The organism is Ruegeria alba, from assembly GCF_022321465.1.
GTDB classification, from domain to species: domain Bacteria; phylum Pseudomonadota; class Alphaproteobacteria; order Rhodobacterales; family Rhodobacteraceae; genus Ruegeria_B; species Ruegeria_B alba.
Genome location: NZ_JAKOEM010000007.1, coordinates 141,243 through 155,094, shown reverse-complemented (window position 1 = coordinate 155,094; position 13,852 = coordinate 141,243). Strand labels below are relative to the sequence as shown.

Below are 13,852 nucleotides of genomic sequence, written 5' to 3'. Positions count from 1 at the left end.
TTCGGCTTCGGCTTCGGCTTCGGCTTCGGCTTCGGCTTCGGCTTCGGCTTCGGCTTCGGCTTCGGCTTCGGCTTCGGCTTCGGAAGGCACCTCTGTCGCCGCCTTCGCCTCGTCAACCGTTGGTTCAGGCAACTCCTGTTTGGTCTCGGACATAGGGTCGGTGACGGTTTCCAGCTCTGGGTCTTTCTTCTCGGCCACCGCGCTGTCCCTTTCGAATCTGAAAATCTTCAAATACCGGATGCCGTTCGACACTAATGCGCGCCCGGACGCCCCTCAACCCGAATGGCACGCGTCACAGCAATTTCAATCGCGTCCCGCATAGCGTCGGCATCCGGAGTCTTGGCAACGATCAAATCGGAAAGCTTTATGTTTTCAAAGGGTTTTTTCACTGCCTCGCTCATCGCGACGACGCTGAGCGTCGGCGTGCCGTTCAACAGCCCGGCAAATTGTCGCGCGGTCCGGGGTGAGAAAACCGGTGCAATAACGGGTTTGTCACCCGTCAGAACCCGTTGTGCCTCGTCCGAAAAGGGCAACAAACGCTGGGCATAGATCACCTGTTCCCCGGTCCTCAACCCCATCCGTGTCAGGTTTGCCGCCACTTCACCGCGCCCATGTTCACCGCGCAGATGCAAAAGAGGCGTAACCGGGCGCCGCGCGAGCATCCCCGCGATCAGCGCCTCGGCGCTCTCGCCCGCCATGGTGGCAGACCAGCCCGCCTGCACCGCCATCCGGGTGGTTGCCCGCCCGACGCAGAAACAGGGCAGCGACCGGTCTGCGGTCAAGCGCGCGGCGATGCCCACGCCATTGGACGAGGTAAAGATCAGACCCGCCGCCGAACCAAAATCCAGCGCCTCGACTGTCGGCTCTATCTGCAACAGCGGCGAAAAGATGGGGGTCAACGCCGCCCGGATCTCGGGGCGTAACCCGGCGACAAACCGTTCCGAGGCGCCACGCGGGCGGGTCATCAGCAGATAGATCAGCGGCGCGCTCCTGCGTGGCGGGATTGTTTGCGGGTCGCGGGGGTGATACCCCGCTCGCCGAACATCATGCAACGGTGGGGCCGATGGCGCAAACCCTGACGATACTCGGGCTGGAAAGCAGTTGCGACGATACCGCCGCCGCGGTGGTGCGCCAGACCGAGGGGCAACCGGCCGAGATCCTGTCCTCGGTCGTGCATGGCCAGACCGACCTGCACAGCGCCTATGGTGGCGTGGTGCCCGAGATCGCCGCCCGCGCCCATGCCGAAAAACTGGATATCTGCGTGCGCCAGGCGCTGGCCGAGGCTGGCGTTACCCTGGCCGATCTGGATGCGGTGGCAGTGACCGCCGGGCCGGGCCTGATCGGCGGGGTGATGTCGGGGGTGATGTGCGCCAAGGGGATCGCCGCCGCCACCGGCCTGCCTCTGATCGGGGTGAACCATCTGGCGGGCCACGCGCTGACCCCGCGCCTGACCGACCAGATCGCCTATCCCTATCTGATGCTGCTGGTGTCGGGCGGGCATTGCCAATACCTGATCGCCCAAGGGGCCGAACAGTTCTCACGGCTTGGCGGGACCATCGACGACGCTCCGGGCGAGGCCTTTGACAAGACCGCGCGCCTGCTGGGCCTGCCGCAACCCGGCGGTCCTTCGGTCGAGGGCGAGGCGCGGCAGGGTGATCCCAAGCGATTCCGCTTTCCCCGGCCCTTGCTGGACCGGCCCGGTTGCGACCTGTCGTTTTCGGGGTTAAAGACCGCGCTGATGCGGATGCGCGACCAGTTGGTCGCCGAACAGGGCGGGTTGACCCGGCAGGATCGCGCCGATCTGTGCGCCGGGTTTCAGGCCGCAGTGGTGGATACGCTGGCGGAAAAGACCCGGCGCGCGCTGGCGCTCTATCTGGCAGAGGACCCAGCAGACCCGGTTGTCGCGGTCGCTGGTGGGGTGGCGGCCAACGCAGCCATCCGCGCGGCGCTGGAAACGGTCTGCGCCGAGGCGGATGCCCGGTTCACCGCGCCCCCGCTGCGCCTGTGCACCGACAACGCGGCAATGATCGCCTATGCCGGTCTCGAACGCTTCCGCAGCGGCGCCCGCGACGGGCTGGACCTGACCGCCCGGCCGCGCTGGCCGCTTGATCAAAACAGCCCGGCGATGCTGGGCAGCGGCAAGAAGGGCGCCAAGGCATGAGTGTCGCGGTTCTGGGATCGGGCGCATTCGGCACCGCTTTGGCAATCTCGCTTGCGGGCAAGGGTCCGGTCACGTTGTGGTCACGGTCCCCCGAACAGGCGCGGCAGATGCAGGAGACCCGCGAGAACCAACAGCGCCTGCCCGGCCTGCCGCTGCCCGAAGCGCTGAGCGTTACCGATGATCTGGATCAGGCTTCGCAAAGCGACACGCTGCTCCTTGCGGTGCCGATGCAGAAACTGCGCGGCATGATGTCAGATCATGCGGCTGCATTGCGCGGGCGGGTTCTGGTCGCCTGCTGCAAGGGGATCGAAATGAACAGCGGGCTTGGCCCGATGGCCGTGATGGCAGAAACCCTGCCCGGCACCCGCACCGCGCTGCTGACCGGACCCAGCTTTGCCCAGGATATCGCGCGTGGCCTGCCGACGGCACTGACGCTGGCCTGCGCCGAGGCCGATCTGGGTCGCGATTTGCAAGCGCAGCTGACCACCGCCAACCTGCGGCTCTATCGGACCACCGACACGATCGGGGCCGAACTTGGTGGCGCGCTGAAGAACGTGATCGCGATCGGCTGCGGCGCCTGCATCGGTGCCGGGATGGGCGACAGCGCCCGCGCCGCGCTGTTGACCCGTGGCTTTGCCGAGATGCAGAGGCTGGCGGTGCTGAAAGGCGCCCGCCCCGAGACCCTGATGGGCCTGTCTGGCCTTGGCGATCTGATGCTCACCTGCTCATCCGACCTGTCGCGCAACTATCGGTTCGGTCTGGCATTGGGCCGACAGGAACCGTTCGACCGCTCCACCACGGTCGAAGGTGTCGCCACCGCCCATGCGGTGGCACAACTGGCCCGCGATAACAGGATCGAGATGCCGATCAGCACAACGGTGGCGCAGCTGTCAAACGGTGATTACAGTGTCGCCGAAGCGATGCGTTCGCTGCTCAACCGACCGCTCAAGGAGGAATGACATGCTGGTTGCCCTGATCGCACGGGACAAGGACGGCGCCCTGCAAACCCGGCTCGACAATCGCGCAGCCCATCTTGCCTATATCGAGGAAACCGGCGTTGTCGCGCAGGCGGGCCCCTTGCTGGACGGTGACGCGATGATCGGCTCGCTGGTCATTCTTGATGTGGCCGATCTGGCCGCGGCCGAGAACTGGGCCGCCAATGACCCCTATGCCAAGGCCGGGCTGTTCCAGTCGGTGCAACTGATCCCGTGGAAAAAGGTAATCGGCTGATGGCCTATTGGCTGTTCAAATCGGAACCCGAGACCTGGGGTTGGGACGATCAGGTCGCCAAGGGCGACGCGGGTGAAGAATGGGATGGCGTGCGCAACTATCAGGCGCGCAATTTCATGCGGGAAATGGCGCTGGGTGACCGAGGCTTTTTCTACCACTCGCAAAGCGACAAGGCGGTGGTGGGCATCGTCGAGGTCTGCGCCGAGGCGCACCCCGACAGCAAGGCAGACGACCCGCGCTGGGAATGCGTGGATATCAAGGCGGTGCGCCCCTTTCAGCAGCCGGTGACGCTGGACCAGATCAAGGCCGACACGCGCCTGTCCGAGATGGTTCTGGTGCGCAACTCGCGCCTGTCGGTGCAGCCGGTGACCGAGACGGAATGGCGTATGATCTGCGCAATGGGGCAGACAGATCCCGACTGATCGTGCATTCTGGCCGCATCGCGGATACTCGATGAGGCAAGGATGGAACTGTTGAATGTTCTGGCGGCCGCGTTTGGCGCATTTGCGCTGGGATCGGTTTGGTACATGGTTCTGGCAGAACCCTGGATGCAGGATGCCAAGGTGCCGCGCGGCCCCGACGGCAAACCCCAGGGCGGCATGACCCCCGGCATTTTTGCGGCCAGCTTTCTGCTGCAACTGGTCGTGGCGGGGATGATGCGGCATGTCTTTGCTCTCTCGGGGATCGACAGTGCGGGGGCGGGGATCGTGGCGGGGATCGGCATCGGGCTGTTCTTCATCACACCCTGGATCACGCTCAACAATCTCTATGGTATGCGCCCGCTGCGGCTCAGCCTGATCGACGGCGGCTATGCAACACTGGCCTGTGCGGTGATGGGCTTGATCCTGACGCTATTCTAGGATCGCGGTCCCGGTGGTAGCTCAATGAAAAAAGGGGAAGGTTCCGACGGTTCAGAACCCTCCCCTACCCCCGCGTGCTCCCAACACACCACACGCGAATTCTGTACCGAGGTTCTGACCGTCCTGGTCATACAATAGTTATACGCCCGATACCCCTTCCGGCGCAAAGGCAAAGCTTTGACAATATTCATAAAATGCGAAACGCCCGCGAATGCGGGCGCTTGCGTGTACAGCATGCCGTTGGCTCAGCCGTAGACGGATTCCTTGCCGAAATGCTTGGTCAGCATGTAATAGACGACGGCGCGATACTTGTTGCGCTCAGACTTGCCATAGGTGTCCACAACCTTGGCAATGGCGGCATCCAGCTCGGGCCCGTCGGCCAAGCCCAGCTTCTTGATCAGGAAATTGTTCTTGACGGTTTCCAGCTCACCCGGCTGACTCGACGCGACGGTCGAGGCATCGGCATCATAGATTGCCGGACCGCAACCAATGGTCACCTTGGTTAGCAGGTCCATGTCGGGTGTCATCCCGCACTTGTTCTTCAGATCGTCAGCATATTGGGCGATCAGGTCGTCGCGTTTTCCCATCTCTTCACTCTCCCGAGTTTTTCTGTTTTCGGCCAGTCTATCCGGCACTGGCAAGAGCGTAGCGGCAGCCGGGTCGCGCACAAAGGGAAAACTTGGCCCGTTTTCCCTGTAAGTCGCCGTGATCGGCCTTGTCATCGCGTCAAGTCAGCCCCGAGGCGAGAGACAACGCGAAAGGCCGCCTCACTTCAAGACCACGCCATCCTTCTTGCCGTGGTCGGTCCGCTTGTCGAGGACCTTGTCCTGATTGGACCATTTTCTGATGACGGCGTCGCCGTCAGCGCATTTGGTCTGTTCAATTTCCTGCGCTGCCTGAACACCATGCGCGCCGTGCAACTCCTCGTGTTTCTTCAGAGCCGTGACAAAGGATTTCCAGCTTTTGCGCAGCTCCGGATCCAGCTTGGCCTCGTTCTTATGCTTGGGCATCGTATAGGTGATACTGACTGACAGGTCGCAACTGCCGGACCATTTCACATACCAGTCCGTATAGGCCCAGAACCCGTTGGGTCCCCGCGCATCCATCTCCCGGATCAGGTCCTGCGCTGTGGCGGCATTCACCACATAGGTCTTGTTCACAACGGTAACCTTGGGTTTCGCCTCGGCCATCACCGCACCGAATGAGAGCCCCAACACCGCCACACACAGCGATTTGACCAAGAGGCGAATCGAAAGAAACTTCATACGCATATCACATTCCTCGAGGTGCATGCCGCCTGACGGCTCGGCTCAGTTGCATGAGATAAGCGGACTGGGGATTAACGCGTCAAGCTTTATCGGATCACTGCGATCGGTATGAAAAGGCCGCCCCGATCGTATCGGGGCGGCCAGTCAGAACGGTTGCGCATCGGCTGACGCCGACACTCAATAGCGGTAGTGTTCCGGCTTGAACGGGCCTTCGGGCTTGACCCCGATATAGCTGGCCTGATCGGGGCTCAGCTGGGTCAGCTTGACACCGATCCGGGCCAGGTGCAGGCGGGCCACTTTCTCGTCCAGGTGCTTGGGCAGGATATAGACCTTGTTCTCGTACTGGTCGCCCTTGGTGAACAGTTCGATCTGCGCCAGAACCTGGTTGGTGAACGAGGCCGACATCACGAACGAGGGGTGGCCGGTGGCGTTGCCCAGGTTCAGCAGACGACCCTCGGAGAGCAGGATGATCTTGTTGCCCGAGGGCATTTCGATCATGTCAACCTGTTCCTTGATGTTGGTCCATTTGTGGTTCTTGAGCGCGGCCACCTGAATCTCGTTGTCGAAATGGCCGATATTGCCGACGATGGCCATGTTCTTCATCTCGCGCATGTGCTCGATGCGGATCACGTCCTTGTTGCCGGTGGTGGTGATGAAGATATCGGCGCTGGCGACCTCGTCTTCCAGCGTGGTCACCTCGAATCCGTCCATGGCGGCCTGAAGGGCACAGATCGGGTCGACCTCGGTCACCTTCACGCGCGCACCGGCACCGCGGAGGCTGGCGGCAGAGCCCTTGCCCACATCGCCATACCCGCAAACCACGGCGACCTTGCCGGCCATCATGGTGTCGGTGGCGCGGCGGATGCCGTCGACCAGCGATTCCTTGCAGCCGTACTTGTTGTCGAATTTCGACTTGGTCACGCTGTCATTCACGTTGATCGCCGGGAACGGCAGATGGCCGTCCTTGACCAGCTGATACAGGCGGTTGACGCCGGTCGTCGTTTCCTCGGACACACCCTGGATCTGGTCGCGCATCTTAGTGAACCAGCCCGGCGAGGCAGCCATGCGCTTCTTGATCTGGGCCTTGATCACGGTTTCCTCTTCCGAGGACGGAACCGGGATGATGTCCTCACCCGCCTCGGCGCGGGCGCCGAGCAGGATGTAAAGCGTCGCGTCGCCGCCATCATCCAGGATCATGTTGGGGCCGTCCTCGAACAGGAAGGATTTGTCGAGGTAGTCCCAATGCTCTTCCAGCGTCTGGCCCTTGATCGCAAAGACGGGGATACCTGCCGCCGCAATCGCTGCCGCCGCGTGGTCCTGGGTCGAGAAGATATTGCACGAAGCCCAGCGCACATCGGCGCCCAGCGCCACCAGCGTCTCGATCAGCACGGCGGTCTGGATGGTCATATGCAGCGAACCGACAATCCGCGCGCCTTTGAGTGGCTGCGCCTCGCCATATTCCTCGCGCAGCGCCATCAGGCCCGGCATCTCGGTTTCGGCAATATCCAGTTCCTTGCGGCCAAACCCGGCCAGCGAAATGTCCTTGACGATATAATCCCCGGCCATCTGTCACTCCATTCCGGCAAATTCGGTCGCCAGAGGCCCTATCACCCCTGCCTTCGACTGGCAACGAGGATCAGGGGGAATGATCGCGGCTGTGGCTCAGCTGGGGATATCGGGCACCGTCTGGGTGTCCGAGGTCTGGAAATAGTCGGTGCCCGCAGCGACGATACAGCTGATGCCAGTGGCCCGGGTCAGCAGCACGGTAAAGGTGCCGGTTTCGGACGAGGCCCAAAGCTCGATCACCGAGGCGCCATCAGACAAGGGCTGCAAACCACCGGCGGCGAGGCGTTCAGAGTATTTTTGCTGCAACCGGTCGACGATCGCCGCGCGCGCGGCACAGGATTGCGCGGTGGCCGTCCCGGCGGACAGGATCAGGCCAAAGCCGGCCAATGCTCCCAACAGAGGCTTGATCATCGCAAGCTCCTTTCGCATAGAGGAACGGATCTGTTGGGGGACGTGCCGGGAGGAGATAACACGCCCCCCGCTCTTCGATAGACCGATCAAGCCACCGGGCCGCGAACGCGACACCTGATCGTTGGGCTGGCAGCATGTGATCGGAACAGGGATCAGGCTGCGCCCGGAATGTGGCAAAAACATGGCACGCAAAGGGGACGTGGCACAATGGCAACACAACCCAGAGCCTGGCAAAGGATGCTGTCGGGGCGACGGCTGGATCTGCTGGACCCGACGCCGGTCGACATCGAGATCGAAGATATCGCCCATGGGCTGGCCTTTGTCGCGCGCTGGAACGGGCAGACACGAGGGGAATTCGCCTATTCGGTGGCTGAACACTCGCTGCTGGTCGAGGATATCTTTGCCCGCATCGTGCCCGGCGCCGGGGCGAAATGGCGGCTGGCGGCGCTGCTGCACGATGCGCCCGAATATGTGATCGGCGACATGATCTCTCCGGTCAAGGCGGCGGTCGGGGCCGATTACGGGCTGCTCGACGCACGGCTGACAGCGGCAATCCACATACGGTTCGGCCTGCCCGCCGTGCTGCCGGTGCAGATCAAGAAACAGATCAAGCGCGCCGACCGGGTGAGTGCATGGATGGAGGCCACACGGATCGCCGGGTTTACCGAGGCCGAGGCGAACAAGTTCTTTGGCAGGCAGAAACCCGAGCTGATGCAGGGTCTGGACATTTGCCTGCGACCGCCGCTGGAAACGCGCGCCGCCTTTACCGCCCGCTATGAGGCCTTGATTTCCGAAGTCTGATCCGCTGCGGCGTCATCGCGCGCGGCACGGCGTGCGCGCCGCTCCTGCCGCATGATCCGGCGCCGGCGCTTTTGATATTCCTCGCTCTCGACAAAATCGCCGGCCTGATCCAGCCCCTTGTCGCGGAACATCTGGGCGCGCTCCTCGTCGGTTGCGCGCAGCCAGTCCACGTCCGGGCGCACGAAACCGCCCATCGCCAGGCCGCGCCCGATCACGGCATGATCGAGCTCGCCAAAGGAGAGCCGGTTCGATTTGCCGCCCTCGCCCCGCACCCATTCGGTATAAAGCGCGTCGATCACCATCGGGCTGCAGCGACAGAAATGGGCGACATTCTTGGCCAGAAGGTTGGTGGCCCCGGCCTTGCGGCGCAGGATCATCGCCACTTTCTGATCGGGCCGTCCGACCATGGCGTAAAGGTGCAGCGCCGAGCCGTCGGCGGCAATCACATGGGTCGCGGCCTTGTAGCGGGCCAGCTGGGTTTCGAGATTGTATTTCTCGGGGTGAAAGATGTCATAGCCCTCGGCCCGCAGCAGATCCTCCAGCCGCTCCTCTCCCAGCATGCCGCCCTTGCCCAGGCCCAGCGCCGAGCGCGAGATATAGATCTTGCTGGGCCCATCAGGTTCGACCGCCTTGCCGAACCCGGCATGGATCGCATCGCGGAACTTCTGAGTACCTTGCGTGATCGGCCCCAGGCCAAAGCCTTGTCCGGGAACGATCAATTCCTCGACACGGATTGGGTCCGTGGCCACATGGATCGGCAGACCCGGGTGCATCAGGTCGATGAAATCGCGCTGAAACCCGCGAATCTGATCGCCGACACGCGGCCGTTTGGGGATGAACAACACGCCGTCGATGGGCCCGTCGATATGGTTCAGCGCCCAGAGCCGCGCAGTGCTTTCCACGAGGAAATGACCGAAATGAGCCCACAGCACCCCACCCCACAGCCAGCGGCCCGATAGAACCTCGGACACATTCTCGGGCATCGGGGGCTCGGTCGTCAGCGGGCGATACCGACGCCAGAGCGCGCCTTGCGGACAATAGCGGCCATCGCTGTGCAGCACGCCCGCCTCTTGGGTGAATCCACTGACCTCGGGCGGCACGACGATGGCGCCGCTCAGCGTGTCCAGTCCCTCGGACCAGCCACCATCGGGCTGTGGTTGGGTGGTAGGGTCATTGGGGTCAAGTTCAGGCGCTTGCGCCATAACGAACCTCTCAGCGCGGGCTTCTCTTGGCCAGAATCCTTTGCAGGGTCCGGCGGTGCATGTTTAGCCGGCGCGCGGTTTCGCTAACGTTACGATCACAGAGTTCATAGACACGCTGAATGTGCTCCCACCTCACCCGGTCCGCGCTCATCGGGTTTTCGGGCGGCGGTGGCAATTCGTCGCCGGTGGCCAGCAAAGCGTTGGTGATGTCGGTGGCGTCGGCAGGTTTCGATAGATAGTCGGTGGCCCCGATCTTGACCGCTGCGACCGCGGTGGCGATGGCACCGTAACCGGTCAGGACCACGACCCGGCAATCGGGCCGCTTCTCGCGCAGCACTTCGACCACATCCAGCCCGTTACCATCCTCGAGCCGCAGATCGACCACCGCATAGGCCGGTGGCCGGGCGGTGGCGATGGCACGACCGGCGGCAACCGAACCGGCGGTCTCGATCTCGAAGCCGCGTTTTTCCATCGCCTTGGCCAACCGGCGCAGAAACGGCTCGTCGTCATCGACCAGCAACAGCGACTTGTCGGGTCCGATATCGGGCTGGGGGGCGTCGACCATGCTCATTCTTTCCGCTGTTTTTCGTGTTTTTGCCTAAGGGCGAGTATTAACAGCGACTGCGGCAAGGTCAAACGCCTCTGTCGTGATCACATGGCGTCCAGAAAACATCCGATCCGGTCGGCCATCTGCTCTGCCGTCTCGTCGCGGCGGAAAAACTCGACAAAGCCGTGCTCGGGCAGCACCAGGTAAGAGAAGGTCGAATGGTCGACCAGGTAGTACTCGTCGCTCTTGTCCTGTGCCCGGTAATAAGTCTTGTACGCCTGACTTGCGGCCTTGACCTGCTCGGGCGAACCGGTCAGGCCGATCATGCGCTCGTGCAGGTTGGCGGCGAAATCGCCAACCACCTCGGGGGTGTCCCGGTCGGGGTCGATCGAGATAAAGATCGGGGTCACCCTCTGGCCCCGGTCTTCCAGAAGGTCCACGGCCTCGGCATTGCGCGAGGTATCCAGCGGGCAGACATCAGGACAGAACGTATAGCCGAAATAGAGCAACGAAGGCTCTGTGATCACATCCTTGTCGGTCACGGTCTCGCCCTTGGCATTGACCAGTTCGAACGGGCCGCCGATGGTCTCGGCCCCGCCGGCAATCTGCCCGGCGCGGCACTGGGCGAACCGGTCATCTCCATCACCGCCTCGGGTAGCGATCCAGGTGGCACCCAGTGCGGTGGCAGCGACCACCGCGGCGAGAAAGGCATAGAGTCGGGTCATTTTCGGCCTCAAGGTCAGAGATGTTGATCGTCTCGGCCCGGACACCTATCAAGATAGCCAGCCGTTGCAACTGGACATAGGCGCGCGATGCCGGACTCCAACATGAACCTCGTGCTCGGACAAGAGCGCAGCAGCTGGATCCGTCTGCGCACGATGATCCTGCTCAGATGGGTGGCCATTGCCGGGCAGGTCGCCGCTATTCTGGTGGCGCAGCACAGCTATCACCTGCAACTGAACCTGGGCCTGTGCTATCTGGCCATCGGCATCTCGGCCGTCGGCAACCTGCTGGCGATCTTTCTTTTCCCTGAAAACAAGCGCTTGGGAGAGTTCGAGAACTTTCTGATGGTGCTGTTCGACCTGTTGCAGCTCGGGTTCTTGCTGTATCTGACCGGCGGGTTGCACAACCCGTTCGCGCTGCTTCTGGTCGGGCCGGTGATCATCTCGGCCAATGTGATGGGCCTGCGCTCGACCCTGTTCATAGGTACCACCGCCATCGTTCTGGTCACGCTGCTGGGGCTCTATCACGTTCCGTTGAGAACCGAGATGGGCTTTATCCTGCGCATCCCGGATGTGTTCGTCTTTGGCCATTGGACGGCGATCATCATCGCGATCATCTTTCTGGGCGCCTATTCCTATCGCATCAGCTCCGAGGTGCAGTCGATGTCCGAGGCGCTGGCCGCGACGCAAATGGCGCTGTCGCGCGAACAGAAGCTGACCGATCTGGGCGGGGTGGTGGCCGCCGCCGCGCACGAGCTGGGAACACCGCTGGCCACGATCAAACTGGCCAGTTCCGAGCTGGTCGAAGAGCTGGATGACCGCCCCGACCTGCGCGAGGATGCGGCACTCATCCGCGAGCAGGCGGATCGTTGCCGCGATATCCTGCGTGACATGGGACGGGCGGGAAAGGACGATCTGCATCTGCGCCAGGCGCCACTGTCGACTGTTATCCACGAGGCGGCCGAACCGCATGTGCACCGCGGCAAAACCGTGCATTTCGACGAAGGTCCCGGAGCGGGTGGCGATCTGCAACAGCCCTCGATCCTGCGCAAGCCCGAGGTCATCCACGGGCTGCGCAACCTGATCCAGAACGCGGTCGACTTTGCCCGTGCCAATGTCTGGGTCGAGGCGGAATGGACAGCCGAGACGATCACGGTCTCAATCATGGACGACGGTCGCGGCTATCCCGGCCACATGATCGGCCGGATCGGCGATCCTTTCGTGCGCCGTCGCCGTGCCGAGATCGACCGCCGCACCCGGCCGGAATACGAAGGCATGGGCCTGGGCCTTTTCATTGCCAAGACCCTGCTGGAACGCAGCGGAGCCGAATTGAGCTTTGCCAACGGTTCGGATCCCTACCAGACGCTTACCGATCAGTCCGAACGCCGTGGTGCAATCGTTCTGGTCGTGTGGCCCCGGTCGCAGATCGACGCTCAGACCGGCGAGAATCCTGTCCCGCTAGGGTTGAATGAGCAGTTTCAAGTTTAGTTAAACTTGTGTTAACCTCTGACCCTCAGGATCGATCCATTCGGACGGGACAAGGCGGGTTGCGAATATGGCGGATTGGCTGGCTCTGGCGGCAATTGCCCTGTTGTCAGCGGGCCTGACAGGACGGTTCCTGATCGTCTCGATGCGCGCGGGCAAACCAGTAGGACGGGTATTCGAACCGGGCGGCGGGCAAGGGCATGTGTTTCTATTTGACGGCACCGACCTGATCGGTGCCTCGCATCCGGGCACCGACAGAGGTATTCATGACTGGCACGGCCTGCGCGACAGGCTTGCTGACGAATTCCCTGGATTCCCATCGGATCCCGAACACGTGGAACAGCAAGGAGAATTGGTCGTGACCGCGATCGATGGACGGGCTGACCGCGATGTCTTTTGCGAATGGATCGACGGCATCGTTCGGGTCGAACTGCGCAGGCATTGCCAGACACAAGACGGTAAACGGCAGAACCCCGATACCGACCCGCTGCGGCTTGCAATGGATCAGGCTCCCTATCCGGTCTGGTATCTGGGCGGAGATGGCGGCATCCGATGGTGTAACGCCGCCTATGTGGTTCTCGCCCGAAAGGTTCGAGGTCGCTCGCCGGAACTGTTCGACCCGCTGTTTCCCGACGTCTCGGACATAGGCGCGCCGGGCAAGAAAACCCGGATTTCCATCGCGACCGGCGATACCGGCACCAAACTATGGTTCGACGTTGTTATCGTCCCGCAGGACGAAGGCTGTCTCTGCTACGCGATGGACATCAACGCGGTCGTCGATGCCGAAGTCGCCCAGCGCAATTTCGTGCAGACCCTTGCCAAGACCTTTGCCCAACTGTCCATCGGGCTGGCGATATTTGACCGCAACCGGCAACTTGCCCTGTTCAATCCCGCCTTGATCGACCTGACCTGTTTGCCCGCCGATTTCCTCAGCAGCCGACCCGAGGTGTCGAGCTTCTTTGACAGGCTGCGCAATCTCAACATGATGCCGGAGCCAAAGAATTACGGTGGCTGGCGCCAGCAGATGAACGACCTGCTGCAAGCGGCATCGAGCGGCAATTATCAGGAAACCTGGTCGCTGCCCTCGGGCTCGGTCTATTCGGTCAGCGGGCGGCCCCATCCTGATGGCGCGGTGGCCTTCCTGTTCGAGGACATCACCGCCGAGATCACCCTGACCCGCCGGTTCCGCTCGGAACTGGAACTGGGGCAGGCAGTGCTGGACCATCTGGATGAGGCGATAGCGGTGTTCGCCGCCGACGGGTCGCTGGCTTTTTCCAACGCCGCCTATCACCGGCTGTGGAAATCCGATCCCGATCTCAGCTTTGCACAGGTGACGATCGTGGATGCGACCCGAACCTGGCAGGACCTTTGCGCCGCGACGCCGCTCTGGGGCGAGATCCGAGACTTTGTCGAAAGCCGCGAAAACCGGGCCGAATGGGGGGGGCGCGTGCAATTGCGCAGCGGCGCGCATCTGATCTGCACTGTCAGCCCGATCCAGAACGGCTCTACCCTGGTATCCTTTTCTGCACCCGTAGAGACAGCCGCGCGCGGCCCCGCCCACGCCGGGGGGTGATACCGCCTTGCAGCCGGAATGCACCG

16 protein-coding genes and 1 pseudogene are annotated in these 13,852 nt (G+C 62.6%); 8 read left to right on the top strand and 9 right to left on the bottom strand.

What is annotated here, in order from left to right; translation table 11 throughout:
* Positions 1-252 (bottom strand): annotated as a pseudogene (locus MB818_RS10690) (hypothetical protein); the annotation flags it as partial.
* Complete coding sequence (locus tag MB818_RS10685) at positions 252-965, bottom strand: uroporphyrinogen-III synthase (protein ID WP_238905057.1); 714 nt, start codon at positions 963-965, stop codon at positions 252-254. The gene MB818_RS10685 and the pseudogene MB818_RS10690, both read right to left, overlap by 1 nt.
* Positions 966-1,063: 98 nt before the next feature.
* Between MB818_RS10685 and tsaD the strand changes: the two genes are divergently transcribed.
* From tsaD to MB818_RS10660, 5 genes are read left to right on the top strand one after another with little or no spacing between them, the layout of a single operon-like run.
* Positions 1,064-2,161, top strand: a complete 1,098-nt coding sequence (gene tsaD, locus MB818_RS10680) for a tRNA (adenosine(37)-N6)-threonylcarbamoyltransferase complex transferase subunit TsaD (protein ID WP_238905055.1) — start codon at positions 1,064-1,066, stop codon at positions 2,159-2,161.
* On the top strand, positions 2,158-3,120 hold the full coding sequence (locus MB818_RS10675) for an NAD(P)H-dependent glycerol-3-phosphate dehydrogenase (protein WP_234177653.1): 963 nt from the start codon (positions 2,158-2,160) through the stop codon (positions 3,118-3,120). The genes tsaD and MB818_RS10675 overlap by 4 nt, the downstream gene beginning before the upstream one ends.
* Position 3,121: 1 nt before the next feature.
* Positions 3,122-3,391, top strand: coding sequence for a YciI family protein (locus MB818_RS10670; RefSeq protein WP_234145378.1), 270 nt, complete (start codon positions 3,122-3,124; stop codon positions 3,389-3,391).
* Positions 3,391-3,813: an EVE domain-containing protein gene (locus tag MB818_RS10665; protein ID WP_234163349.1), complete on the top strand. Its 423-nt coding sequence runs from the start codon at positions 3,391-3,393 to the stop codon at positions 3,811-3,813. The genes MB818_RS10670 and MB818_RS10665 overlap by 1 nt, the downstream gene beginning before the upstream one ends.
* 42 nt (positions 3,814-3,855) lie before the next feature.
* Positions 3,856-4,251, top strand: coding sequence for a DUF1761 domain-containing protein (locus MB818_RS10660; RefSeq protein ID WP_234139115.1), 396 nt, complete (start codon positions 3,856-3,858; stop codon positions 4,249-4,251).
* A gap of 245 nt (positions 4,252-4,496) precedes the next feature.
* Here the strand turns inward: MB818_RS10660 and MB818_RS10655 are convergent, their stop codons facing one another.
* The 4 genes from MB818_RS10655 to MB818_RS10640 form a co-directional block, all read right to left on the bottom strand.
* Positions 4,497-4,838, bottom strand: coding sequence for a DUF2853 family protein (locus MB818_RS10655; protein WP_234139116.1), 342 nt, complete (start codon positions 4,836-4,838; stop codon positions 4,497-4,499).
* Positions 4,839-5,018: 180 nt separating this feature from the next.
* On the bottom strand, positions 5,019-5,522 hold the full coding sequence (locus MB818_RS10650) for a DUF922 domain-containing protein (RefSeq protein ID WP_234139117.1): 504 nt from the start codon (positions 5,520-5,522) through the stop codon (positions 5,019-5,021).
* Positions 5,523-5,696: 174 nt separating this feature from the next.
* Positions 5,697-7,085, bottom strand: a complete 1,389-nt coding sequence (ahcY, locus tag MB818_RS10645) for an adenosylhomocysteinase (protein ID WP_234139118.1) — start codon at positions 7,083-7,085, stop codon at positions 5,697-5,699.
* Between the two features lie 96 nt (positions 7,086-7,181).
* On the bottom strand, positions 7,182-7,496 hold the full coding sequence (locus MB818_RS10640; RefSeq protein WP_234139119.1) for a hypothetical protein: 315 nt from the start codon (positions 7,494-7,496) through the stop codon (positions 7,182-7,184).
* A 207-nt stretch (positions 7,497-7,703) separates the two neighbouring features.
* Between MB818_RS10640 and MB818_RS10635 the strand changes: the two genes are divergently transcribed.
* On the top strand, positions 7,704-8,297 hold the full coding sequence (locus MB818_RS10635; protein ID WP_234139120.1) for an HD domain-containing protein: 594 nt from the start codon (positions 7,704-7,706) through the stop codon (positions 8,295-8,297).
* Here MB818_RS10635 and MB818_RS10630 read toward each other — a convergent pair.
* The 3 genes from MB818_RS10630 to MB818_RS10620 all read right to left on the bottom strand — a co-directional run bounded on the left by MB818_RS10630 (position 8,270) and on the right by MB818_RS10620 (position 10,771).
* The gene (locus MB818_RS10630; protein ID WP_234139121.1) at positions 8,270-9,499 is read right to left on the bottom strand and encodes a glycosyltransferase family 61 protein; all 1,230 of its coding nucleotides are present in this window, start codon (positions 9,497-9,499) and stop codon (positions 8,270-8,272) included. The genes MB818_RS10635 and MB818_RS10630 overlap by 28 nt on opposite strands.
* A 10-nt stretch (positions 9,500-9,509) precedes the next feature.
* Positions 9,510-10,064: an ActR/PrrA/RegA family redox response regulator transcription factor gene (locus MB818_RS10625; protein WP_234139263.1), complete on the bottom strand. Its 555-nt coding sequence runs from the start codon at positions 10,062-10,064 to the stop codon at positions 9,510-9,512.
* An 86-nt stretch (positions 10,065-10,150) separates the two neighbouring features.
* Positions 10,151-10,771 carry an SCO family protein gene (locus tag MB818_RS10620; RefSeq protein WP_234182114.1) on the bottom strand — a complete coding sequence of 207 codons (621 nt, stop codon included), beginning with the start codon at positions 10,769-10,771 and terminating at the stop codon, positions 10,151-10,153.
* Between the two features lie 87 nt (positions 10,772-10,858).
* Between MB818_RS10620 and regB the strand changes: the two genes are divergently transcribed.
* Positions 10,859-12,256, top strand: a complete 1,398-nt coding sequence (gene regB / locus MB818_RS10615; RefSeq protein WP_238905053.1) for a sensor histidine kinase RegB — start codon at positions 10,859-10,861, stop codon at positions 12,254-12,256.
* 67 nt (positions 12,257-12,323) lie between these two features.
* Complete coding sequence (locus MB818_RS10610; RefSeq protein ID WP_238905052.1) at positions 12,324-13,826, top strand: PAS-domain containing protein; 1,503 nt, start codon at positions 12,324-12,326, stop codon at positions 13,824-13,826.
* Positions 13,827-13,852 lie beyond the last annotated feature (26 nt).